This window comes from Streptomyces sp. NPDC001515, assembly GCF_053597115.1.
In genome coordinates, this window is record NZ_JBSFHN010000033.1 from 75,124 (window position 1) to 98,361 (window position 23,238).

The following is a 23,238-nucleotide window of genomic DNA, read 5'->3' on the forward strand; positions in this document are numbered from 1 at the left end:
GGCGCCATGTCACATCCGGCGGCCCCCGCCCGTCCCCTCCGTGAGAGCACTTCCGGGCGCCGGCGCCCCGCCGCGCCGCCCGGGACCGAACCGCACCGCACCGCATCGCACCGAAGGAGACCGGTCATGACCGCCCGTATCTCGCTCGACCCGCCCCGCAGCCTCCTGTTCCGCGCCGTCTCGTGGTACTCGAAGCGGACGTACGGAAAGGTCATGGACCCGCTGCGGGCCGGCGCCCACCACACCGGAGTGCTGTGGGCCAACTCCCGGTACGAGATGTCCGTGGCCCGCTGGAAGAAGCTGGACCCGCGGCTCTCGGCGCTGGCCGTGATGGGGGCGGCGGCCACCGTGGGCTGCGCCTGGTGCATGGACTTCGGGTACTGGCTGCACCACAACGAGGGCATGGACCCGCGCAAGCTCACCGACGTGCCCGCCTGGCACGACAGCGATGCCTACACACCGCTGGAGCGGGACGTCCTGGCGTACGCGGAGGGCATGTCCGTCACGCCGCCGCAGGTGGAGGACGACCTGGTGGAGCGGTTGCGCGTCGCGGTCGGCGAGTCCGCGCTGGTGGAGCTGACGGCGGTGATCGCGGTGGAGAACATGCGGGCGCGGACCAATGACGCCCTCGGGATCGCCAGTCAGGGTTTCAAGGACCGGTGCGAGGTGCCGCCGCCCGCCGCCGGGCGCGACACCGGGGCCGCCGCGGGGTGACCCCGGGCGGGGCTGTCCGGCCATGATCGGCCGGGCGGGCCCCGGGCCTCGTTGACAGGGCGGCCCCGCCTCCTGATACTGACTGGCGATTCAGTAGAAGTACGTCGGCCGGCATCGGGGGCGGTGGGTCCGCACCCCTTGGACCACGGCGCCGCCCCGAGCCCGGCCCGCTCGCCGTGACCGAGGAGTCCCCACCGATGACCACACGCCCGGCCTCCCCTCCCGCCCCGTTGATCTCGCTGACCTGGACGGACCACGTCACCGGCCGCCAGGGGCACCTGGTCGTCGACCGGCTGGTGCGCGGGGTCTCCAGCGGGGGGCTGCGGATGCGGGCCGGCTGCACGCTGAAGGAGGTGGCCGGGCTCGCCCGGGGCATGACCATGAAGGAGGCCCTGCACTTCGACGCGGACCGGCCGAACGCCCGCTACATACCTCTCGGCGGCGCCAAGGGCGGCATCGACTGCGACCCCCGCGACCCCGCCGCGTACGGCGTCCTGGTCCGCTATCTGCGCGCGGTCCGGCCCTACGTCGAGCACGTCTGGACGACCGGTGAGGACCTGGGCCTCACCCAGGACCTGGTCGACCGGGCCGCCGCCGAGGCCGGGCTGGTCTCCACCGTCCAGGCGGTCTACCCGCTCCTCGACGACGAGGCCGCCGCCCGCAAGCGGCTGGCCGACGCCTTCGCCGTCGAGGTGGACGGCATCGGCCTCGACGAACTGGTCGGCGGCTGCGGGGTCGCCGAATCGGCGCTCGCCGCACTGGACGGGGCCGGGGTCGCCCACACCGACGCACGCGTGGCGCTCCAGGGCCTCGGCACCATGGGCGGGGCGACCGCCCGCTTCCTGTCCCGGGCCGGGCTGCGCGTGGTGGCCGTCGCCGATGTGAAGGGCACCCTCGCCAACCCGGACGGGCTCGACGTCGAGGCGCTGCTGGCCGCCCGGGACGCCCACGGCACCGTGGACCGCGCCGCCCTGCGTCCCGGCGACCGGGAACTGCCCGCCGACGCCTGGCTGGACAGCGACGCGGACATCCTGGTCCCGGCCGCGGTCTCCTACGCCATCGACCTGACCAACCAGGCCGCCGTCAAGGCCCGTTGGGTGGTCGAGGCCGCCAACATGCCGGTCCTTGCGGAAGCGGAGGAACGGCTCACCGCGCGGGGGATCACCGTCCTGCCCGATGTCGTGGTGAACTCCTGCACCAACGCCTGGTGGTGGTGGACCCTGTTCGGGGACATCGGCCCCGACGCCGACGAGGCGTTCGCCCACGTCCGGCACGCCATGCGGGACCTGGTCGGCCTCGTCCTGGAGCGCGCCGAGCGGGACCGCTGCACCCCCCGCGCGGCGGCCCACGCCGTGGTGGCCGACCGGCTCCCGGTGATCGCCGACCGCTACGGCTGGTACCGCTGAGCCGGGCCCGTCTCCCTCGGCGCCCGACCGGCCCCCTCCCCCGCCGCCGGTATTCGTTAGGGTGACGGCGTGGCAAGAGTGCGGTTGGGAGTGGCGGAGCGACGCGAGGAACTGCTGCGCGCCGCCGTCGAACAGATCGAGGTACGGGGCGTGGCGGCGGTGCGCATCGCCGATGTGGCCTCCGTGCTCGGTGTGAGCAACGCCCTCGTCCTGTACCACTTCTCCACCAAGGAGAAGCTGGTCGCCGCCGCGTTCGCCCACGCCGCCGAGGCCGATCTCGCCCATCTGCGCAAGCTGCTGAGCCGGCGCACCACCGCCGTCCGCCGGCTGCGCGCCGCCGTGCGGTGGTACGCGCCGACGGGGCAGGCCAAGGGCTGGCGGCTGTGGATCGAGGGCTGGGCGGCCTCGCTGCGCGATCCGGCGCTACGCAATGTGGCGGGCGATCTCGACCAGCAGTGGAAGGCGGAGCTGGCCGAGGTCATCGAGGAGGGCGCGGCGGCGGGCGAGTTCCACTGCGACGACCCGATGTCGGTGGCCTGGAAGCTGACCGCGCTGCTGGACGGTCTGGCGGTGCAGATGACCTCGTACGCCGGTCCGCTGTCCCGGGCCACCATGCTGGAGTGGGCCGAGGAGGCGCTCGCCCGGGAACTCGGCATCGACCACGCCGCGCTGACGGCCTGACGGCTCCTCCCTTCCCCCCCTCCTCGCCTTCCGCGCCCCGCCCAGCCCAGCGCTCGTCAGGTCTGGCGCAGCGGCGCGTAGTCCTCGCCCCGGAGACCGAAGGTCCACGCCACTCCCTCCTTCGCGGTCCGGGTCCTCGGGGGGACCCGCAGCCAGTACGTGCGATACGTCCCGTCGGGCTCGGGTGTGGAGTTGACGACCTCGACCATCGCCACGTCCTCGTCCCCGGCGAGCGCGATCCGCCAGAGCACCCCGGTCTCGTCGCGGTGGACCGGTTCGGCGCCGGACTCCGTGAGGTAGCGGTCGTAGCCGTAGAACTCCAGCATCACGCGGCGCAGCTCCGCGTTCTCCTCCGCGCGGATCCGTTCGGGCGTCAGCGCGGCCAGCTCGGCCAGGAACGCGGCGGGCACCGGCATGCCCCGCCAGGCGTACAGGGCGAAGCCGTCCCGGTAGGCCAGGGCCGGTCCGTCGCCCCGGTCCAGGCGGCCCGCCTCGTCCCGGTGGAGTGCCTCGGGGCGTTCGGTGAGCACCACGGCCCGCTCGTAGGGCCACCACCATCCGGCGTTCCGCGCGACGGCGGCCAGCCCTTCGAGGCGCTCGCCCCGGCCGTCGAACGCGGCGAGCCAGGCCGCGTCGTGCTGGCCGAGGACGGCGTCGAGCAGCACGAGGCGCACATCGGTCTCGTCCTCCGGGCGGGCGGCGAGGTCGGCGACGACGCCCGCCCGTATCCGGTCGGCGAGGGCCGCCGTGCTCTCCCAGAGCTGGGCCCCGGTGGCCGACCAGAGCGCCGACCAGCCGGCCGGGCCCAGCTCGTCGTACATCCGGCGCCGCTCCTGCGCCCAGGGGCGGGTCCGTACGTCGTCACGGACCGAGCGCCCCGCGTCGGCCAGCTTCTCCACCGCCTCCACGGCGGCCCTGGGCGAATCGGCCCAGACGAACTCCTCCGGCTCGGCCAGCCCCGCCAGCCGGTAGGCGAGGCGCACCCCGTCCTCGGCCGCCGCCCGGTCCGCCGCGCCCGTCGCCGCCGCCACGGCCCGCCATGAGTCCACGTACTGCATCGGTTTCCCCGTCCCCTGTTCCCGTATCCCTGACATCCGTGTGTGCGCCCGCCGTGCCGTCCGCCGCTCAGTCCGCGACGACGCGGACGGCCCCCGGCGCGTACTCCCGCTGGCGCACCACCCGGAACCAGCCCTGCGGCAGCGTGATCACCGCGTGCTCCTCGTGCACCACCCGCCCGCCGTCGGGGAGATGGAGCAGCATCGGGCCGAACACCCCGGCCTCCCGGATCAGCCGGCCCGGTCCGGGCACGGCGTGGGCGTGGCCGGTGACCTCGCCGAGCGCGAGGACCAGCCTGCCGCGCCCGTCGCGCAGTTCACCCGGCGCGTCCAGGAGGTGCGGGGGCACCGCGGACTCCTCCAGCGCCATGATCAGTACGTCGCCCTGCCGGTACACAGACCTCTCCCCTCCGTGGTGGCACCCGGTGTGCCGGCCACATCGAAAACGCTACGGCGGGGGTCTGACATTGATACTCGTAGCGGGTTCCGGTGGTCGTGGCTCAGGGTCTGACTGACGTCCTGCTGGGCTGTCCTGCGATTGTTCTGTCCGGCCGCCGGGATCCGTTCTCCATGGCTCCGGCCAGGTGGGTGGAACATGACCTGATAGGAGCTTGGCCAGAGGCCCCCTCAATGTCCTGTCTGACCCACCCGGCCGGCGTCACCTCCGGCCCGGAAGGCAGCTGACAGGATGACCATGACGATCACGCCCGCCACCGAACTGGATGCGGTGTTCGGCGGAGTGGACTCCCACGCGGACACGATCCACGTTGCTGTCATCACCGACCGGGGCGGCCACGTCGCCGACGCCGAGTTCCCCACTACGGCGGCCGGATACGCTGCGGCAATCGCGTTCCTGAACGCCCACGGCGCGGTGACCGCCATAGGCGTCGAGGGAACCTCCTCCTACGGCCTCGGCTTCACCCGGGCCGCCCGCCACACGGGCCTGACCGTGATCGAGGTCAACCGCCCAGACAAGGCCGAGCGGCGCCGGATCGGCAAGTCCGACCCCATCGACGCCTACGCAGCAGCCCGCGCCGCGCTGTCCGGCCGGGCATCTGTCATCCCCAAGGACGACACCGTCAGCGGCATACGCGCCCTCCACAACGCCGCCCGATCCGCCGTCAAAGCCCGCACCGCCACGTTGAACCAGATCGCGCACATCCTCATCACCGCCCCAGACGACATCCGCGTCAAGTACACCGCGCTGCGCGGCAAGACGCAGGTCGACGCCATCTCCCGGCTCCGTCCCACCGGCGACGGGCCGCGCGTCGCTCTCCTGACCGCGCTGAAGACCCTCGCCCGCCGGGTCCAGGCCCTGACCGCGGAACACGACACTCTCACCGCCGCCCTGGACACCGCCGCCACCGACAACAATCCCGGCCTGCGCGCCGCGTTCGGTGTCGGCCCCGACACCGCGGCCCAGCTCCTGGTCACCGCTGGCGGAAACCCCGACCGTCTGCGCACGGAGGCATCCTTCGCAGCGCTCTGCGGCGTCGCACCCGTCCCTGCCTCCAGCGGCAGGACCAACCGCCACCGCCTCTCCCGGGGCGGCGACCGCGGAGCGAACTCAGCCCTCTACCGCATCGCTCTCGTCCGCATGTCCAGCGACGCCCGCACCCGCGAGTATGTCGTTCGCCAGACCGCCGCCGGACGCACGAAGAAGGAGATCATCCGCCTGCTCAAGCGGGCGATCGCCCGGGAGATCTTCCGCTACCTGACCACACCGATCACCGTCCCGGACGTCTCCGACCTCCGGCCCGCACGCCAGGCCAAGAGCATCACCCTCACCACCGTCGCCGAGCACTTCGGCGTCTGGCCGGCGGTGATCTCCTGCATCGAACGCGGCACACGCCGCGACGACGACCTCGCCAACTCCTACCGAGACTGGCTCACCGCGGCCTGACCTCGGCCAACCCGTCAACTCCTTGATCCTGAGACGTGACGTCGGTGGATGATGGGGCGATGTTCGTCCGCACGGAGAGCCTGCCGCACCCCCCGCAGCAGCACATGACGGTTCGGGTTCACACCCCCATCGGGTCCGCCGTCGTGCTCTGGCACGGTGATCCGCGAGACGCCGACGGCCAGCACCTCATCGAATGGACCGTCGACGAGGACATCCACTGGGACCAGAACACCCGGGCGGCCTCTGCCGCCGAGCCGGCACTCCGGCAGGAAGGCGACCGGGTGATCATGAACGGCCGCCTCCACCTGATCGACGACGGCGCCGCCTACCTCCAGATGGGTCACTGGTCGGTGCTGTTCGATCTGGCATCACCCGTCCCCAGCGGCCTGCACGGTTCGTGGGTGCAGATCAGCGTGGGATCGGACAGTGTCGCCCTGCACCCCTACCAAACCTGACCGGGCCACCCTCAGGTTCTTGGCAACCCTTGACTGCCAATAGGAGCATCAATCGGTCGCGCCGTCCGTTCGGGGCGGGCCCGGTCGCGGCGTTGTCAGTGGGCCTTGATACACCTTGCGGACATCAATCCGACGTCGTCATCAGGAGATCAGGGCCATGTCCGATGCGGACCACCTGAACGAGTTGCTCGGCCTTCCGGCCGTCGATTTCCAGTCCGGTGCGGAGGGCGGGCCCCGGCCGGCCGCCGACGCCGCGGCCTGGCGCGTCTCGATCGACGCGTACGAGGACGAGCAGACCTGGGAGGAGGAGTTCACCGCGTTCCTGGACGAGGTGGACCCCGCCGGTGTCCGGGCGCTGATCATCGGGCAGTGGGGCGAGTCGTACGAGGAGAAGTCCTCGTATCCGATCGGGCTCGTCATCGCGGCGGCGGACCGGCTGACCTCGTTGGAAGCGGTGTTCGTCGGTGATCTGGTGCAGGAGGAGGCGGAGATCTCCTGGATCGAGCAGAGCGATGTCACCGCGCTGCTCACCGCCTTCCCCGCCCTGGTGGAGCTGGGCGTGCGCGGCGGTTCCGAGCTGGTCTTCCCGGCCACGAAGCACGAGCGGCTGAAGTCGCTGACCATCGAGACCGGCGGGCTGCCGAGGGAGGTGGTGCGCGGGGTGCTGGACAGCGAACTGCCCGCCCTGGAGCGTCTGGACCTGTGGCTCGGGGTCTCGGCCTACGGCGGCGACGCGGATGTGGCGGACCTGGCGCCGCTGCTGTCCGGGACGCGCTTCCCCGCCCTGCGCCATCTGGGGCTGCGCAACAGCGAGGTGCAGAACGAGATCGCCTCGGCCCTCGCCTCGGCCCCGGTCGTGGCGCGGCTGACGTCCCTCGACCTGTCCTGCGGTGTGCTCGGCGACGAGGGCGCGGCGGCGCTGCTGGAGGGCCAGCCGCTGACCCATCTCGACGCACTGGATCTGCACCACCACTTCCTCACCGAGCCGATGGAGCGGCGGGTCGTCGAGGCTCTGGAGCCGCACGGGGTGCGGGTGGACGTGTCGGAGCGGTGCGAGCCGTGGGGCGACCGCGGGGCGGCCGGCCGGTACGTCACGGTGTCGGAGTGATCGCGCTCCGGGGGCCCGTGTCCGGCCCGGCCGGGTGCCGGGGCGGCGGGTCCGCTCGTGGCGCGGCAGGGGCCTGACGTGCTCCGCTTCGCGGTGGTCGGCAATCCGGGGAGCCGCCGGGTGGAGCTGTTCGCGGCCGCCGTGCGGGCCGCGGGGCTGCCGCCGGTCCGCACGGTCCCGTGGCGCGATGTGCTAGCCGGGCGGGCGGAGTTCCTGCCCGGCGAGACCGTGCGCGTCGATTCTCCCGGGGAGGACGCGGAGGTCGAGCGGCTGCTGCGCGGGGTCGACGACCCGACACGGGTGGAGGGTTCCGCGCTCTGGTACGCGCGGTTCACCTCCGCCGTGCGGGACGTGGAGCGGGCGGCGACGGGTGCGGGGGCGCGGCTCGTGGACCGGGCGGCGGACATCGCCGTGCTGTTCGACAAGCGGCTGTGCCACGGCATCCTGGAGGCGGCGGGCGTCCCCGTCCCCGCCTCGCCGACGTCGGGCCCGGACGCGGACCCGGTGCGGGACTGGGCCGGTCTGCGCGCGCTGATGGCGGGCCACGGGATGCGGAGGGTGTTCGTGAAGCCCGCGCACGGCTCCTCCGCCTCCGGGGTGCTGGCCCTGGAGACGGCGGGCCCCGGCCGGGTGCGGGCGGCCACCTCGGTCGAGCGGGACGCGGCCGGCCGGCTCTTCAACTCGCTGCGGGTCCGCCACTGCACGACCGAGCGCGAGGTCGCCGCGCTGGTCGACGCGCTGGCGCCGGACGGTCTGCATGTCGAGCGCTGGCTGCCCAAGGCCGCCCTGCACGGCCGGGTCGCGGACCTCCGGGTCGTGGTGGTCGACGGCCGGGCCACCCACGCGGTCGTGCGCACCAGCCGTTCCCCCATGACCAATCTCCATCTCGGCGGCGCCCGCGGCGATCTGGACGAGGCGCGGGCACGCGTGGAGGCGGTGGCGGGGGGCGGCTGGGAGCGGGCGATGGCCGTCTGCGAACGGGCGGCGGCCGCGTTCCCCGGCACCCTGTGCGTCGGCGTGGATCTGCTGCCCTCGACCGGCTGGCGGCGCTTCGCCGTCGGTGAGGTCAACGCCTTCGGTGATCTGCTGCCCCGGCTGACGGGTCTGCCGGGCAGCGGCGCCGAGGGACTGGACACCTATGCGGCGCAGGTCGCCGCCGTACTGAACCGAACGAGGAACCACCGTGTCAGCGCACCGTCCTGAACCACCTTCCGGCACGACCGGCCCCGACATGGGCGAGGTCGTGGGCAGCCACGACCTCCTCCTCGTCACCCTGGACACCCTGCGGTACGACGTGGCGGCCGAGCTGGCCGCCGCCGGGCGCATCCCGCACTTGGCCCGCCATCTACCGGGCGGGGTCTGGGAGAAGCGCCACGCGCCGGGGAGCTTCACCTACGCCTCCCACCAGGCGATCTTCGCCGGATTCCTGCCCACGCCGGCCTCTCCCGGTCCGCACCCGAGGCTGTTCGCCGCCCGGTTCGCGGGCAGCGAGACCACGGCCGACGGGACCTTCGTCTTCGACACCCCCGATCTGGTCTCGGCGCTCGCCTCGATCGGCTACCGGACGGTGTGCATCGGCGGGGTGGGGTTCTTCACCAATCGGCCTCCGCTCGGTTCGGTGCTGCCGGGGCTCTTCCAGGAGGCCCACTGGGAGCCGGAGTTCGGGGTGGCCTCGCCGACCTCGTTCGAGGCCCAGGTGGCCCGTGCCGAGCAGGTCGTCGCCCAGCTGCCGGCCGACCGGAAGCTCTTCCTGTTCGTCAATGTGCCGGCGCTGCATCAGCCGAACTGGTTCCACCTCCCGGGGGCGACGCCCGAGGACGGCGACAGCCGTGCCACGCACGCGGCTGCCCTGGAGTACGTGGACGCCCACATCGGGCGGCTCTTCGCCGCGGTGAGCAGCCGGCGCCGCGCGTTCGCCATCGTCTGTTCCGACCACGGCACGGCCTACGGCGACGACGGCTTCACCGGTCACCGGCTCGGCCACGAGTCCGTCTGGACCGTTCCCTACGCGCACTTCTTCCTGGAACCGGGAGCCACCGCACGATGATCAGCCGGACCACCGCACGGCCGTACCAGAACTACGTGTACGCCTATCCGCACAAGACCGCGTACGAGGACCTGGAGGGGCACCCCGCAGGCCGGCCCGCGCTCGACGCGCTGTGGGCGGGCGAGAGCAAGGACGCGCTCTCGCTGTACGCGCACATACCCTTCTGCGAGGTCCGCTGCGGTTTCTGCAATCTCTTCACCCGGATCGGCGCGCCCGGCGAGCTGACCACCCGCTATCTCGACGCGCTGGACCGGCAGGCCACGGCGGTACGGGACGCGCTGGGCGACGCGGAGCCCGTGCGGTTCGCCGCCGCCGCGTTCGGCGGGGGGACGCCGACGTATCTGACGGCGGACGAGCTGGACCGCCTGTGCGACATCGCGGAGAAGCGGATGGGCGCCGATCTGCGGGCGATTCCGCTGTCCGTGGAGACCTCGCCGTCGACGGCGACGGCCGACCGGCTGGCCGTCCTCGCGGACCGGGGGACGACGCGGATCAGCATCGGGGTGCAGAGCTTCGTGGAGGAGGAGGCCAGGGCGGCGGTGCGCCCCCAGCGCCTGCGGGACGTGGAGCGGGCCCTCGACCTCATCCGCGCCACCCGCATCCCCGTGCTCAACATCGACCTGATCTACGGCATCGACGGCCAGACCGAGCGCAGCTGGCTCGGCTCGCTGGACACGGCCCTGCGGTGGCGCCCCGAGGAGCTGTACCTCTACCCGCTGTACGTCAGGCCCCTGACGGGCCTCGACAGAGGAGGGGCCGCCGGGGAGGCGGCCGCGGACCGGGAGTGGGACGGGCAGCGGCTGCGGCTGTACCGCGCCGGCCGCGACCACCTCCTGGAGCGCGGGTACGAGCAGGTGTCGATGCGGATGTTCCGCCGTGCCGACGCCCCGCGCGCGGAGGGCCCGGACGACTACGCGTGCCAGACCGACGGCATGATCGGTCTGGGCTGCGGGGCGCGTTCGTACACCTCGCGGCTGCACTACTCCTTCGACTACGCGGTGGAGATGCGCGAGGTGCGGTCCATCATCGACCGCTACACGGCCACCGAGGACTTCTCCCGGGCCGAGGTCGGACGGTACACCGACGGGGACGAGGCGCGGCGCCGCCATCTCCTCCAGTCGGTCCTCCAGGCGCAGGGCATGGAGCTGGCCGGGTACCGCGACCGGTTCGGCACCTCCCCGTACGAGGACTTCCCCCGGGAGCTGGCCCGCTTCGAGGAGCGGGGCTGGCTGGATCCGTCGGCTCCCGCGCGAGGGCTGCTGCGGCTGACGGCCGAGGGGCTGGCGTACTCGGACGCGCTGGGCCCCGAGCTGTTCTCCCCCGCCGTGCGGGCCGCGATGGCCGCGTACGAGACGAGGTGAGCGGGGCGTGGACCTGACGATCCTCTACCGGGGCCCGCTGGCCTCGTGCGACTACGACTGCCCGTACTGCCCGTTCGCCAAGCGGCATGACAGCCGGGAGCGGCTGCTCGCCGACCGGGCGGCGCTGGAGCGGTTCACCGCGTGGGTTGCGGAGCAGGACGGGGACCGGATCTCGGTGCTGTTCACCCCGTGGGGCGAGGGGCTGGTGCGGTCCTGGTACCGCCGGGCGATGACCGAGCTGGCCGGGCTGCCGCAGGTGCGCCGGGTGGCGATCCAGACGAATCTGAGCGGCCGGACGCGGTGGCTGGCCGAGGCCGGTGCGGCGGGCCGCGAGAAGATCGCGCTGTGGTGCACGTACCACCCGGGACAGACGCCGTACGAGCGGTTCCTGGGCCGCTGCGAGGAGCTGCGGGCCCTGGGGGTCCGGTACAGCGTGGGCGTGGTGGGGCTCGACGAGCACCTGGCCGAGGCGCGGCGGCTGCGCGCGGCGCTGCCCGAGGAGGTCTACCTCTGGATCAACGCCGCCGAGGGCGTGAGCTACACGGACGAGGAGGCCGGGCGGTGGACGGAGATCGACCCGCTGTTCCCCTACAGCCGTCATCCGCACCGCTCGGCCGGGCTGCCCTGCCGGACGGGTGAGTCGGTGATCTCGGTCGACGGCGACGGGACGGTGCGCCGCTGCCACTTCGTCCGCGCGGAGCTGGGCAATCTGTACGACGGGAGCTACCGGGCGGCGCTGCGGCCCCGGGCCTGTCCGCAGGCGGTGTGCGACTGCCACATCGGGTACGTCCATCTGGAGACGCTGCCCCTGTACGACGTCTTCGCGGGCGGGGTGCTGGAGCGCGTACCGGCGGTGCCGGTGTCCCGGCTGCTGCCGCTGTCCCCCGTCCCCCCGGCCGGGGTGCCGGCCCTGGGCGACTGAGGACAGCGGGGCCGGTCAGAGCGGCAGCAGATCGGGGCGCTTGGCCTCGACGTGGTCGCCCGAGGACTCGCCGCGCAGCCGCCGGCCGATCCACGGCACGAGGTATTCGCGCGCCCAGTGGATGTCGTCGCGGCGCACTTCGAGCGTGCCGCGCGGGTCCTGCGGCGGCCACGCCTGGTCCGGGTCGGCGGGCACCTCGTAGCCGAGGACCTGGGCGGCGCGCAGGGCGACCCGGGTGTGCCCCTCGGGCGAGAGGTGGAGCCGGTCGTTGTCCCAGGCACGCCGGTCCTGGACCGAGCGCAGCGACCACAGGTCGAGCACCGGGCAGTCGTAGCGGTCGGCGATGGCCCGCACATGGGCGGTGTACGTGGCGATCTTGCCGCGCAGATGGCGCAGGACCGGCACCCCGCGGGTGTCGAAGCCGGTGGTCACCATGACGGTGCCGACCGCTCCGGTCAGATCGGCGACCGCGCGCTCGAAGCGCTCGGCCACGTCGTCCGGGTCGGTTCCCGGCCGGATGATGTCGTTGCCGCCGGCGCAGAAGCTCACCAGATCGGGGGCGAGTTCCTTGGCGCGCGGCACCTGCTCCTCGACGATCTGGTCGAGGAGGCGTCCTCGTACGGCGAGATTGGCGTAGCGGAAGTTCCCGTGGGCCGTTCCGGGGTCCGGGAGCTGGTCCGCGAGGAGGACCGCGAAGCGGTCCGCCCAGCCGACGAAGGTTCCGTCGGGGCCGGGGTCGCCGACGCCCTCGGTGAAGCTGTCGCCAATCGCCGCGTACGACTCGATGGCGCCCTGTCGTCGTCCGGCGCCCTGCTTGATGTTGTTCGAATCGTCTGCCACAAGGGCATATCCTGCACCGCCGAATGTGACCTACGCGACCGTAATAAGGGGTTGACGGGTGGTGAGATAGACCACCCGGTCAGGTTTTGGTAAAGGGGGAATAAGCAGAGGGACGGTCGCGCCGCCGCGCACCGTCCCTCTACCTATTGCCGGGTCCGGTTCACCGGCCCCGTACCGCCTGGGGAATCAGACGTTGATCCCGTGCGACGCCAGGTAGGCGATCGGGTCGATGTCCGAGCCGTACTCCGGGCCCGTGCGGACCTCGAAGTGGAGGTGCGGGCCGGTGGCGTTGCCGGTCGAGCCGGAGAGGCCGACCTGCTGGCCCGCGGTCACGGTCTGGCCCGCCGAGACGGAGAGCGAGGACATGTGGCCGTACTGGGAGTAGTGGCCGTCGGCGTGCTTGATGACGACCTGGTTGCCGTACGCGCCGCCCCAGCCGGCGGTGACGACGGTGCCGGAGGTGATGGCCTTCACGCTGGTGCCGGTGGAGACGGGGAAGTCGATGCCGGTGTGGCTGCCGCTGGACCAGTTGGAGCCGGAGGCGCGGTAGGCGGTGGTGTGGTTGCCCGGGACCGGGTGGACATAACCGGAGCCGTTGCTCTGGGCGGCCGGGGCGGTGCTCTCCTGGGCGTCCGAGGAGCCGGAGGAGGCCGGGGCGGAGGCGGCGGGGGCCTTGGACTCGGCGGCGGCCGGGGCCTTCGCGGCGGGAGCCTTCGCGGTGGCGGACGCGCCGGCGGAGTGGCCCCAGCTCTTCGCACCGAGGGTCAGCTTCATGCCCGGGAAGATCAGGCTCGGGTTCTCGCCGACGACCTCGCGGTTGTCCTGGTACAGCTTCTGCCAGCCGCCCTTGACGTGGTGCTCGGCGGCGATCTTCGAGAGGTAGTCGCCGGAGACGACGGAGTACGTGGTGGCGCCGGCCTGCTGGGCGGCGGCCGGCTTGGCCGGGGTGGCGTGCGCGGCGACGGTCTTCGCGGCGGGAGCGGTCTGCTCCGCGGCGTTGGCACCGGTGGCACCGAGGAGCGGGAGCGCGATGACGGCTCCGCCGGCGCTGGCCACGACGACGCCGCGGGCGATGGTGCTGGACTTGGGACGGCGGTGCTTACCCGACATGGGCATGAAGGATTTCCTCTCCGGCGCCTGCGAGGTGAGCTGTCGGGTTCGGACTGGAGATGTCCGGTCGCGGCGGGCGCGACTTCACCCCGAGCCGTCCGGAATTCCGGACGGCGGCCTACCTGGTTCCCCCGCTCCTGCCACGCGGTGAGTGAGTGCGAATTCCGGTCGGCGGCAGGATTAGGCGGTCCGTCCGGATTGACATGGAACGTAAGCGAGCCGGGACGGCGGAAACAAGCCATCGCTTGCGCGGCGGATTCCCCGCCCGAATCCCGGCGCGGAATTCCGGTCACCCTCCGTGGATTACGGATCTTGGCTTTCCGCGAGGCGTCGGGGAATACCCCACGGGCGCGTCACCACACACCGTCACGGATATGATCCCGCTCACGAGGGCCGGACCATCTCCCGTGCAATCAGGGCACGTTCGACCATATGCACCAAATCGGACATGTCATGGCCACCGCCCCCGTCCGGGGCCCCCTGGCGCGCGACCGGGGCTCCGGGACGGCCCGCGCGGCGGCTTCGGGAAGCCGCGACGAGCGCCGGGAGAAGGCCGGAGGAGAAGGCCGGAGCCGAGATGATTGCCCGACGAAACAATGTCGTATCGTCACGGAAGTGAACGCTCCGGCGACCCGCGCCGGCGACCGAGCCTCCAGGAGTGAACGTGACGCAGCAGCTGCCGCAGACCCCGCCGACGGAGCCCGAGCTGACCGGGGTCCGCAACTTCCGCGACGTGGGCGGGCTCCCCACCACCGACGGGCGCAGGGTGCGTTTCGGGCGGCTCTACCGCAGCGGCCACCTGGCGAACGCCACCCCCGAGGACGCCGCCTTCCTCTCGGGCCTCGGCCTGCACACGGTCTTCGACTTCCGCAACGGCGCCGACCACAAGCTCGACGGGCTGGACGTGGAACTGCCGGGCGTGCGCAATGTGAGCATCCCGCTCAGCGACCCCGCCGACGGGGCCGAGTTCTGGCGGATGGTCCGCGACGGCGACATGGCGGAACTGCGGTCGATCCTGGCCGACGGCAAGGGCACCGACCGCATGATCGCCTCGTACCGCCGGATCATCCTGGAGCGCACCGCCGAGCACAGCCGGGTCCTGCACGCCCTGGCCGAGGACAGCGTTCCGGCGCTGATGCACTGCGCGGCCGGCAAGGACCGGGCGGGGCTCTCGATCGCCGTGGCCCTGCTCGCGGTCGGCGTCGAGCGCGACGCCATCGAGGCCGACTACCTCAAGTCCAACGACGCCCACCGCCGCTACCGGGTCCGCCGCAGCGACACCTCCCCCGCCGGAATGTCGCCCGAGGTGATGGAACTGCTCAATCCGCTCTTCGGGGCCCACCGCGACTACCTCGCCGCGGCCTTCGACACGATCGACTCCACCTGGGGCGGCACCGACCGCTACCTCGCGGACGGGCTGAAGCTCGCTCCGCGGACGCGCGAGCGGCTGCGCGAGCGGCTGCTCGACGGGATCTGATCCCGGCCACGGCGCCCCCGCCCGGCGGGGGCGCCCCGTTCGCTACTGGTTGTGCATCCCCACGGCGAACAGCAGATAGAGAAAGCCCGCGATGACGTGCCCGGCCACCAGGTAGGCGAAGAGCCTGATGACGAGCCCCCGGGGCATCTTCTTCTCCTGCGGGTCGCCGCTCCTGCTCCGCGCCGGGGTGAGCGGGTCGTAGTTCTCGGAATCCGACATGACGGTTCCTCTCTGCCGGCCCGGGGGCCGGTGGCGGGGCGGTGCCTCAGGCACGGTGGACGCCGCCGCCGAGACACAGCTCGGCGGCGGGGCTCTGCAGCAGGGTGTGGACGAAGAGCAGTTCGGCGCCCTCACGTCCCGTGGCCGTGATCCGGTGCGGGGTGAGCGAGTCGAAGTGCGCGCTGTCGCCGGGCGCGAGGTCGTGCGCGGATTCACCGAGGACCACCCGCAGGTGCCCGCTCCGGACGTACAGCCACTCCTCGCCGGGATGGACGCGCACCAGATCGCTCTGGGCCCCGTACGGAACGAGGACGCGCAGCGCCTGCATCGCCCGGCCCGACCCCCCGGCCTGCTGGTACGTCCAGCCGTCGGCCTCGGCGCCCTCGAACCTCCGGCCGCGCACGATCGCGTCACGTTCGGGGGGCATCTCGCCCAGCAGCTCGGAGACCGTCGTACCGTAGATCCTGGCCAGACCGAGCAGCATCGGCAGCGAGGGCTGGCGCCGGCCCGTTTCGAGCCGGGAGAGATGCGCGGGCGAGAGTCCGGCCCGCTGGGCGGCGCTCTCCAGGGTGAGACCACGACTGCGACGCAGATCGCGCAGACGGGGCGCGACCCCGGGCAGCTCGTCGGCCACCCCTCCTTCCGGAGGATTCATACTCCTATTGGGCCAGGAACTTTCCTGAGAGGCAAATTTCTTGCCTCCCAGGCAAATCCCTCGGCACGGCCGCGCCCGGTCAGCGGTTGGCGACCGCCTGCTTCACCAGGGTCCGCCCGAAGTCCCACATCAGACCGCCGCCGTTGTGCGCGTCGTCCATCACCGCGGTGAACGCGGTCACGAACCGGTCCACGTCCGCGTCGTCGATCACCAGCGGGGGAATCAGCTTGATCACTTCGAGGTGGTCGCCGGAGACCTGGGTCAGGATGCGGTGCTTCTGGAGCAGCGGGACGACCACCATCTGTGCGAAGAGCCCCTTGCGGGCGGCCTGGAGCATGGTCCAGCGGCTGCGCAGCTTCAGCGAGGACGGCCGGCCGAACTCGATGCCGATCATCAGCCCGCGTCCGCGCACCTCGTGCAGCAGCTCGTAGCGGCCGACGAGCGCGGCCAGCCGTTCGCGCAGCAGGTCCCCGGTCCGCCGGGCGTGGGCGACGGTCTCCTCGTCCTCCATCACCGTGAGCACGGCGAGACCGGCCGCCATCGCCTGGGCGTTGGACCCGAAGCTCGCGGAGTGGACCAGGACGCGGTCCATCGAGGAGTAGACCCGCTTGAAGATCCAGTCCTTGCCGAGGGTGGCCCCGACCGGCACGTAGCCGCCGGAGAGCGCCTTGGCGACACAGACCAGATCGGGCTCGACGCCCTCCTCGTGCTGGTACGCGTAGAAGTCGCCGGTCCGGCCGAGGCCGGTCTGCACCTCGTCGGCGATCAGGAGCGCCTTGTGCCGGTGCAGCAGCTCCTGGGCCTCGCGCAGGAAGCCCGGGGGTGCCGCGTGCACGCCCTTGCCCTGGATCGGTTCGACGACCAGGGCGGCGACGTCGCCGCGCTTCAGCTCGCGGCGCAGCGCGTCGAGATCGCCCAGCTCGATGGCGGTGTCGGGCAGCAGCGGGGCGAAGCCGTCGCGGAAGCCGGACTCCCCGTTGACCGAGAGGGAGCCGGTGGTCAGCCCGTGGAAGGCGTGGGCGCAGTAGAGGATCCTGGGCCGGCCGGTGGCGAACCGGGAGAACTTGAGCGCGGTCTCCACCGCCTCCGTACCGCTGTTGCCGAAGAAGACCCGGTCCAGGTGCGGGCTGTGTGTGAGGAGTTTCTCGGCCAGCAGGCCGGGCAGGGGCTGGCAGTCGAACCGGGTGAGGTCGGCGAGGGAGGCGTCCAGGACGTCGTGGAGCGCCCGGCGGACGACGGGGTGGTGGCGGCCGAGCCCCATCACGCCGAAGCCGGCCAGCATGTCCAGGTAGTCGTTGCCCTCCGCGTCCCAGAAGTGGGCGCCCTCGGCCCGCTCGTAGACCTTGTCGAAGCCGATGGTGTGCAGCATGCGCGGCAGCTGGTGGTTGAGGTGCTTGGTGTGCAGTTCGTAGCGTTCGGCGCCGCGCTCCGCGAGGAGCCGTGCCAGATCGAAGCCCTTGGGCCCCTCGTCGTTCATGCTCCGCTCCCCTGGTGACCGTGGTGCGGGGCGTCCCGCCCCGTCCCGTCCGCCGCGTCCCGGGCGGCCAGCGCCGCGCCGATCCGGCCGGCGATCTCGACCGGTGTGAGTCCGATGTCGGCCAGTACCTCGGACCGTTTGCCGTGGGCGAGGAACTGGTCGGGAATGCCGAAGGTGCGCAACGGTACGTCGACGCCGGCGTCCCGCAGCGCCAGGCCGACGGCGGAGCCGACGCCCGCGGCCCGGCTGTTGTCCTCGACGACCGCGACGAGCCGGTGCGCGGCGGCGAGCGGTGCCAGGGCCGGGTCGACCGGCTTGACCCAGCGGGGGTCGACGACGGTGCAGCGGATGCCGGCGCCGGTCAGCAGGTCGGCGGCCTGGAGGCAGACCGGGGCCATGACACCGACGGCGACCAGCAGGACGTCGGCGTCCTCCGCGCGGTGCAGGACGTCCATCCCGCCGATCCGGCCGACCGCCGGGACCGGCTCGCCGACGGATTCCTTGGGGAAGCGCACGAGGGTGGGGGCGTCGTCCACGGCCACCGCCTCGCGCAGTTCCTGGCGCAGCGTCACGGCGTCGCGCGGGGTGGCGATCCGCAGTCCGGGGACGACCTGGAGGATCGACATGTCCCACATGCCGTTGTGGGAGGCGCCGTCGGGGCCGGTGACCCCGGCCCGGTCCAGGACGAAGGTCACCCCGCACCCGTGCAGGGCGACGTCCATCAGCAGTTGGTCGAAGGCCCGGTTGAGGAAGGTCGCGTAGACGGCGACGACCGGGTGCAGTCCGCCCGTCGCCAGTCCGGCGGCGGTGACCGCGGCGTGCTGCTCGGCGATGCCGACGTCCCAGACGCGGTCGGGGAACGCCTCCGCGAACTTCGTCAGTCCGACGGGGTGCAGCATCGCCGCCGTGAGGGCGACGACGTCCGGCCGCTCGGCTCCGATGGCCGCGATCTCGTCCCCGAAGACCGAGGTCCAGGAGGGCCCGGGGGCCGGGGCGAGCGGCACACAGGTCAGCGGGTCCATCGCGCCGACGGTGTGGAAGCGGTCGGCGTCGTCCTCCAGCGCGGGGGCGTAGCCGCGCCCCTTCTCGGTGATGCAGTGGACCAGCACCGGACCGTGGAAGCGCTTGGCGCGCTGGAGCGCGGTCTCGACGGCCGCCGTGTCGTGGCCGTCGACCGGGCCGAGGTACTTGAGCCCGAGGTCCTCGAACATGCCCTGCGGGGCGAAGGTGTCCTTGAACCCCTTCTTGGCGCCGTGCAGCGATTCGTACAGCGGGCGGCCGACCACGGGGGTCTGCTGGAGCACGTTCTTTCCCCAGGAGAGGAAGCGCTCGTAGCCGTCGGTGGTGCGCAGGGTGGCGAGGTGGTCGGCCAGGCCGCCGATGGTCGGGGCGTAGGAGCGCTCGTTGTCGTTGACGACGACGATCAGCGGGCGGTCCTTGGCGGCGGCGATGTTGTTCAGCGCCTCCCAGGCCATGCCTCCGGTGAGCGCCCCGTCACCGATGACCGCGACGACGTGGTTCTCCCTGCCCAGCACCTCGTTGGCCTTGGCCAGGCCGTCGGCCCAGCCGAGGACGGTCGAGGCGTGCGAGTTCTCGATGACGTCGTGTTCGGACTCCTCGCGGGAGGGATAGCCCGACAGGCCGCCCTTGCCGCGCAGTTTGGAGAAGTCCTGGCGTCCGGTGAGCAGCTTGTGGACGTAGCTCTGGTGGCCCGTGTCCCAGAGGATCCGGTCCACGGGCGAGTCGAAGACCCGGTGCAGGGCGATGGAGAGTTCCACCACGCCGAGGTTGGGCCCCAGATGGCCCCCGGTCCTGGCCACCGCCCGGATGAGGAACGTCCGGATGTCCTCGGCCAGTTCGTCCAGCTGCGCTCCGCTCAGCGCCTTGAGATCGTGCGGCCCCCGGATGGACGGCAACAGCGACATTCCCGGGCCCCCTCTCTGCTCCTGTTTCCACACACGACGACGGCGGGACCCCCGTGAGGGGGTGCCCGCGCGTCCGTGACCCCGCCGGCCCGGCGCGTCGCGAGGGGCCGGGGCCGGCGGTTGCCCGGGATCCGGCGGGGCCGGTTCCCGGGCGGTCGTCACTTCAGCGGCTTCCGCCGACGGTCTCCCGTGCGGCCCGCAGGGACTCCTTGAGCGATCCCATGGTGGCGAGCACGGCGGTCGGCTCGTAGCCGCAGTGCGCCATGCAGTTGGCGCAGCGGGGATCCTTGCCCCGGCCGTACTTGTCCCAGTCGGTGTCCTCGATGAGCTGCCGGTACGTCGGCACATAGCCGTCGCTCATCAGGTAGCAGGGGCGCTGCCAGCCGAACAGGGAGTAGTTGGGGATGGCCCAGGCCGTGCAGGGGAAGTCCGCCTTGCCCTCCAGGAAGTCCAGGAAGAGCGGGGAGTGGTTGAGGCGCCAGCGGGTCCGGTTGCCGCCCGCGAAGGTCTTCCTGAACAGTTCGCGGGTCTGGTCGACGCCCAGGAAGTGCTCCTGGTCCGGTGCCTTCTCGTAGGCGTAGGCGGGCGAGATCATCATCTCGTCGACCTTGAGGTCGTCGTTGAGGTAGTTCAGGACCTCGATGATGGTCTGCGGGGTGTCGGTGTTGAAGAACGTGGAGTTGGTGGTGACCCGGAAGCCGCGGCTCTTGGCTTCCTTGATCGCCGCCACCGCCTCGTCGAAGACCCCTTCCTTGGCGACCGATTCGTCGTGCCGCTCGCGCAGTCCGTCGATGTGCACGGTGAAGGCGAAGTAAGGCGAGGGCGTGAACTTGTCGAGCTTCTTGCGCATCAGCATGGCGTTGGTGCAGAGGAAGACGTACTTCCTCCGCGCCACCAGCTGGCGCACGATTTCGTCGATCTGCGGGTGCATCAGGGGTTCGCCACCGGCGATGGACACCATCGGCGCGCCCGATTCGAGCACGGCGCCGACCGCCTGGGCCACCGGCATGCGCTGCTTGAGCACTCCGGCCGGATGCTGGATCTTCCCGCAGCCCTCGCAGGCGAGATTGCACGCGTACAAGGGCTCCAACTCGACAATCAGCGGAAACTTCTCCCGCCTTCGGAGCTTCTGTTCAATGAGGTACGTCGCAACCTTGATGGACTGACGGAGCGGCATGGCCATCTGGCTCACCTCCTGGGGAGCAGCAAAGATCGGTGCCATTCATAGAAAGCGGGAAGGACGGCACGAAGAACGCGGAATGCCGATATTCCACCGCGGACCGTGCCGATGCGGACGAGCTCGTGCTCCGGAGCGTCCACGACCACCCGTACGGCGGCAACCGGGCGCGGCCCGGACCGCAGCGCGGCGCTCAGGGTCGCGGCGGACTCCATGTCCACCGCGATCGCTCCGGTGGCCCGCAGCTCGGCCCGCTCGTGTCCGCGTACGACATGGGCGGAGCCGGTCAGCGGACCGGTGTGGACGGTGCGTCCGGGGACGGCCCTGGCCAGTGCCTCGGCCAGCACCTCCGTGCCCGTGCAGGTGACCGGCTGCCCGGCGGCCCGGGTCTCGTCGGCCACCACCAGATCGCCGGGGTGCATGCCGGGGGCGAGCCCGGCGCAGAACCCGGAGGCGATGACGGCGGCGCCGCGCGCCCGCTCGCCGTCGAGCGCCCGTGCGACGGCCGCCTCGGCGGCCCTGGGCCCCATGCCCGTACGCAGGACGGTGACCGGTCCGGGCGCCGAGCCCGCCCGGCCCCGGCCGCTGCGCAGGGCCAGTTGCTCGATGCCCAGCGCGCAGGCGACGAGCAGCGGGCCGGCGGGGACGGTCGCCCCCCGGGCATCGCCCATCAGGCCCCCTCGCGCAGCGGTGCCCGGCCGGCGAACGGGTCGCCGTGCACGTACCGTCCGAGCGCGGTCAGCGGGAAGACCTGCCGGTAGAGGTGGTAGTTGATGGAGAAGTCCCAGGGGAAGCCGGTCCCGGTGAAGTACGGCTCGTCCCACGAGCCGTCGGCCTGCTGGGTCTCCGTCAGCCAGGTGATGCCCCGGGCGACGGCGGTGGTGTCGCGCCGTCCGGCGGCGAGCAGGGCCAGCAGCGCCCAGGCGGTCTGGGAGGCGGTCGAGGCGCCGTGGCCGATCCACTTGTCCTCGGTGTACGAGCGCAGGTCCTCGCCCCAGCCGCCGTCGTCGTTCTGGACGGACTCCAGCCATCCGACCGCCCGGCGGACGGCCGGATGGGAGGCGGGCAGCCCGGCGGCGATCAGGGCGGGGACCACCGACCCGGTCCCGTACACGTAGTTGACGCCCCAGCGGCCGAACCAGCCTCCGCCCGCGTCCTGTTCGGCGAGCAGCCACTCGATGCCCCGGCGGGTGGCCGGGTGCCGGTTGTGGCCCTCGACGGCCAGCATCTCCACGACGTGGCCGGTGACATCGGCCGAGGGCGGGTCGATGACCTCACCGAAGTCGCAGAAGGGCAGGCGGTTGGGGAAGGCGCTGGTGTTGTCGGCGTCGAAGGCGCCCCAGGCGCCGTTGCGGGACTGCATGCCGACGTTCCAGCGCACTCCGCGCCGGATGGCGGCGTCCACCCGCGCCTGGTCGGGGTGGCGGACCCGGCGCAGGGCGAGGACCACCTCGGCCGTGTCGTCGATGTCCGGGTAGTTGTCGTTGTGGAACTCGAACGCCCAGCCGCCCGGGGCCAGTCGGGGTCTGCGTACGGACCAGTCCCCCGGTCTGCCGATCTCCTCGCCGAGCATCCAGTCGGCCGCCCTGACGAGCGCCGGGTGGTCGGGGGCGACCCCGGCGTCGGCCAGCGCGATGGTAGCGAGGCAGGTGTCCCAGACCGGGGACTGGCAGGCCTCGACCATGCGGGCGCCGTCCTCGCGCCACACCGCGAAGCGGTCCAGCGATTCCAGCCCGGCACGCATCACCGGGTGGTCGAGGTCGTAGCCCAGCAGGTGCAGGGCGATGACGGAGTACACGGCGGGCGGCTGGATCCCGCCCCAGCAGCCGTCGTTCTCCTGGCGTTCGATGATCCAGCGGGCCGCGGCGTTCATGGCGGCCTTGCGCAGCTTGCGCGGGGCGACGCGATGGTAGAGGTGCAGGGCCTTGTCGAGCCGCTGAAAAATCCCGTCCCAGCTGGTCGCGGGGGCCGGGCGGCGCGGCGGATTGGGGTCGGCCGGGTCGGTGTGCAGTTCGTCCAGGGCGAAGGGCGCGGGCCGCACCGGCCGTTTCGCGGAGACGACGGTGAGCGGCACGATGGTCTGGCGGGCCCAGCAGCCGAAGTCGTAGATGTTGAGCGGGACCCACTTCGGGAAGAACATCAGCTCGGGCGGCAGCTCGGGCAGGTCCTCCCATTTCCACCAGCCGAAGAGGGCCAGCCAGATCCGGGTGAAGACCCGGCTCGCGGCGATGCCGCCCTGTTCCCTGATCCATCCGGCGGCACGGGCCATGTGCGGGTCGTCCGGCCGGTCCCCGGCCAGACGCAGGGCCACGTACGCCTCGATGGTGGTGGAGAGTTCCCCGGGTCCGCCGTGGAAGGTGGCCCAGGTGCCGTCACCGAGTTGTTCCCCGCGGATGAAGAGCGCCGCGGCCCGGACGGTCTCGGGGTCCTGGATGCCCAGGAACTGACGGAGCAGCAGGTCCTCGGCGTCCATGGTGACGTTGGTGGCGAGGTCCCCCTTCCACCAGCCCTGCTCGTCCTGCCGGCCGAGGAGGTGCTCCACCGAGCGTTCCGCGGCCCGCCGCGCGGCGGCGAGGACGTCGTCCGCGGCGAGGGTTGATTCGGTTGTCGGCGCTCTCGTCGAAGATCCGCTCCGCATCATGGTCCAACGTCGCGACGTGGTAGCTCTGTTCCAGCAGGATCTCCTCGACGTCCGTGGAGGAGATC

22 protein-coding genes, 1 pseudogene and 1 riboswitch are annotated in these 23,238 nt (G+C 72.2%); of the genes and pseudogenes, 11 read left to right on the forward strand and 12 right to left on the reverse strand.

Features of this window, described 5'->3' with window-relative positions:
* The first annotated feature begins 126 nt into the window (after positions 1–126).
* From ACWCXC_RS29295 to ACWCXC_RS29305, 3 genes are all read left to right on the forward strand, one after another.
* Positions 127–714, forward strand: coding sequence for a carboxymuconolactone decarboxylase family protein (locus ACWCXC_RS29295; RefSeq protein ID WP_450685109.1), 588 nt, complete (start codon positions 127–129; stop codon positions 712–714).
* A 197-nt stretch (positions 715–911) separates the two neighbouring features.
* Positions 912–2,120: a Glu/Leu/Phe/Val dehydrogenase dimerization domain-containing protein gene (locus ACWCXC_RS29300; RefSeq protein WP_450891018.1), complete on the forward strand. Its 1,209-nt coding sequence runs from the start codon at positions 912–914 to the stop codon at positions 2,118–2,120.
* A gap of 90 nt (positions 2,121–2,210) precedes the next feature.
* Complete coding sequence (locus ACWCXC_RS29305) at positions 2,211–2,801, forward strand: TetR/AcrR family transcriptional regulator (RefSeq protein WP_450685111.1); 591 nt, start codon at positions 2,211–2,213, stop codon at positions 2,799–2,801.
* Between the two features lie 56 nt (positions 2,802–2,857).
* Here ACWCXC_RS29305 and ACWCXC_RS29310 read toward each other — a convergent pair whose 3' ends face one another.
* Together ACWCXC_RS29310 and ACWCXC_RS29315 are read right to left on the reverse strand one after the other, a co-directional pair.
* The gene (locus ACWCXC_RS29310; RefSeq protein ID WP_450685112.1) at positions 2,858–3,859 is read right to left on the reverse strand and encodes a DUF6745 domain-containing protein; all 1,002 of its coding nucleotides are present in this window, start codon (positions 3,857–3,859) and stop codon (positions 2,858–2,860) included.
* A gap of 67 nt (positions 3,860–3,926) precedes the next feature.
* A complete protein-coding gene (locus ACWCXC_RS29315) occupies positions 3,927–4,253 on the reverse strand; it encodes a hypothetical protein (protein WP_450685113.1) in 327 nt (108 codons plus the stop codon).
* 297 nt (positions 4,254–4,550) lie between these two features.
* Here ACWCXC_RS29315 and ACWCXC_RS29320 point away from each other — a divergent pair, with 297 nt between their 5' ends.
* From ACWCXC_RS29320 to ACWCXC_RS29350, 7 genes are all read left to right on the forward strand, one after another.
* Complete coding sequence (locus ACWCXC_RS29320) at positions 4,551–5,759, forward strand: IS110 family transposase (protein WP_450891019.1); 1,209 nt, start codon at positions 4,551–4,553, stop codon at positions 5,757–5,759.
* Positions 5,760–5,818: 59 nt separating this feature from the next.
* On the forward strand, positions 5,819–6,214 hold the full coding sequence (locus ACWCXC_RS29325) for a hypothetical protein (protein ID WP_450891020.1): 396 nt from the start codon (positions 5,819–5,821) through the stop codon (positions 6,212–6,214).
* Between the two features lie 157 nt (positions 6,215–6,371).
* A complete protein-coding gene (locus tag ACWCXC_RS29330; protein ID WP_450681203.1) occupies positions 6,372–7,322 on the forward strand; it encodes an STM4015 family protein in 951 nt (316 codons plus the stop codon).
* 78 nt (positions 7,323–7,400) lie between these two features.
* On the forward strand, positions 7,401–8,525 hold the full coding sequence (locus ACWCXC_RS29335; protein ID WP_450681204.1) for an STM4014 family protein: 1,125 nt from the start codon (positions 7,401–7,403) through the stop codon (positions 8,523–8,525).
* Between the two features lie 28 nt (positions 8,526–8,553).
* Positions 8,554–9,369, forward strand: a complete 816-nt coding sequence (locus tag ACWCXC_RS29340; RefSeq protein ID WP_450681325.1) for an STM4013/SEN3800 family hydrolase — start codon at positions 8,554–8,556, stop codon at positions 9,367–9,369.
* On the forward strand, positions 9,366–10,730 hold the full coding sequence (locus ACWCXC_RS29345; RefSeq protein WP_450681205.1) for an STM4012 family radical SAM protein: 1,365 nt from the start codon (positions 9,366–9,368) through the stop codon (positions 10,728–10,730). Before ACWCXC_RS29340 ends, ACWCXC_RS29345 begins: the two co-directional genes overlap by 4 nt.
* A 7-nt stretch (positions 10,731–10,737) precedes the next feature.
* On the forward strand, positions 10,738–11,652 hold the full coding sequence (locus ACWCXC_RS29350) for an STM4011 family radical SAM protein (RefSeq protein WP_450681206.1): 915 nt from the start codon (positions 10,738–10,740) through the stop codon (positions 11,650–11,652).
* A gap of 15 nt (positions 11,653–11,667) precedes the next feature.
* Here the strand turns inward: ACWCXC_RS29350 and ACWCXC_RS29355 are convergent, their stop codons facing one another.
* Positions 11,668–12,492, reverse strand: coding sequence for an SGNH/GDSL hydrolase family protein (locus ACWCXC_RS29355; RefSeq protein WP_450681207.1), 825 nt, complete (start codon positions 12,490–12,492; stop codon positions 11,668–11,670).
* Positions 12,493–12,678: 186 nt separating this feature from the next.
* Positions 12,679–13,608, reverse strand: a complete 930-nt coding sequence (locus ACWCXC_RS29360; RefSeq protein WP_450681208.1) for a M23 family metallopeptidase — start codon at positions 13,606–13,608, stop codon at positions 12,679–12,681.
* 3 nt (positions 13,609–13,611) lie between these two features.
* A riboswitch (cyclic di-AMP (ydaO/yuaA leader) is annotated at positions 13,612–13,766 on the reverse strand.
* A 500-nt stretch (positions 13,767–14,266) separates the two neighbouring features.
* Between ACWCXC_RS29360 and ACWCXC_RS29365 the strand changes: the two genes are divergently transcribed.
* Positions 14,267–15,079, forward strand: a complete 813-nt coding sequence (locus ACWCXC_RS29365; RefSeq protein ID WP_450681209.1) for a tyrosine-protein phosphatase — start codon at positions 14,267–14,269, stop codon at positions 15,077–15,079.
* A 42-nt stretch (positions 15,080–15,121) separates the two neighbouring features.
* Here ACWCXC_RS29365 and ACWCXC_RS29370 read toward each other — a convergent pair whose 3' ends face one another.
* The 8 genes and pseudogenes from ACWCXC_RS29370 to ACWCXC_RS29405 all read right to left on the reverse strand — a co-directional run.
* A complete protein-coding gene (locus ACWCXC_RS29370) occupies positions 15,122–15,298 on the reverse strand; it encodes a DUF6126 family protein (protein ID WP_450681210.1) in 177 nt (58 codons plus the stop codon).
* Between the two features lie 46 nt (positions 15,299–15,344).
* On the reverse strand, positions 15,345–15,953 hold the full coding sequence (locus ACWCXC_RS29375) for a helix-turn-helix domain-containing protein (RefSeq protein WP_450681211.1): 609 nt from the start codon (positions 15,951–15,953) through the stop codon (positions 15,345–15,347).
* A 79-nt stretch (positions 15,954–16,032) separates the two neighbouring features.
* Complete coding sequence (locus ACWCXC_RS29380; protein ID WP_450681212.1) at positions 16,033–17,430, reverse strand: aspartate aminotransferase family protein; 1,398 nt, start codon at positions 17,428–17,430, stop codon at positions 16,033–16,035.
* Positions 17,427–19,355, reverse strand: coding sequence for a 1-deoxy-D-xylulose-5-phosphate synthase (gene dxs, locus ACWCXC_RS29385; protein WP_450891021.1), 1,929 nt, complete (start codon positions 19,353–19,355; stop codon positions 17,427–17,429). The genes ACWCXC_RS29380 and dxs overlap by 4 nt, the downstream gene beginning before the upstream one ends.
* 163 nt (positions 19,356–19,518) lie before the next feature.
* Positions 19,519–20,538: an adenosyl-hopene transferase HpnH gene (gene hpnH / locus ACWCXC_RS29390; RefSeq protein WP_450681214.1), complete on the reverse strand. Its 1,020-nt coding sequence runs from the start codon at positions 20,536–20,538 to the stop codon at positions 19,519–19,521.
* A gap of 5 nt (positions 20,539–20,543) precedes the next feature.
* Positions 20,544–21,203 carry a phosphorylase family protein gene (locus ACWCXC_RS29395; protein ID WP_450681215.1) on the reverse strand — a complete coding sequence of 220 codons (660 nt, stop codon included), beginning with the start codon at positions 21,201–21,203 and terminating at the stop codon, positions 20,544–20,546.
* The gene (gene shc / locus ACWCXC_RS29400) at positions 21,203–23,170 is read right to left on the reverse strand and encodes a squalene--hopene cyclase (protein ID WP_450891022.1); all 1,968 of its coding nucleotides are present in this window, start codon (positions 23,168–23,170) and stop codon (positions 21,203–21,205) included. The genes ACWCXC_RS29395 and shc overlap by 1 nt, the downstream gene beginning before the upstream one ends.
* Positions 23,145–23,238: pseudogene (locus ACWCXC_RS29405) on the reverse strand (esterase); the annotation flags it as partial. The pseudogene ACWCXC_RS29405 and the gene shc, both read right to left, overlap by 26 nt.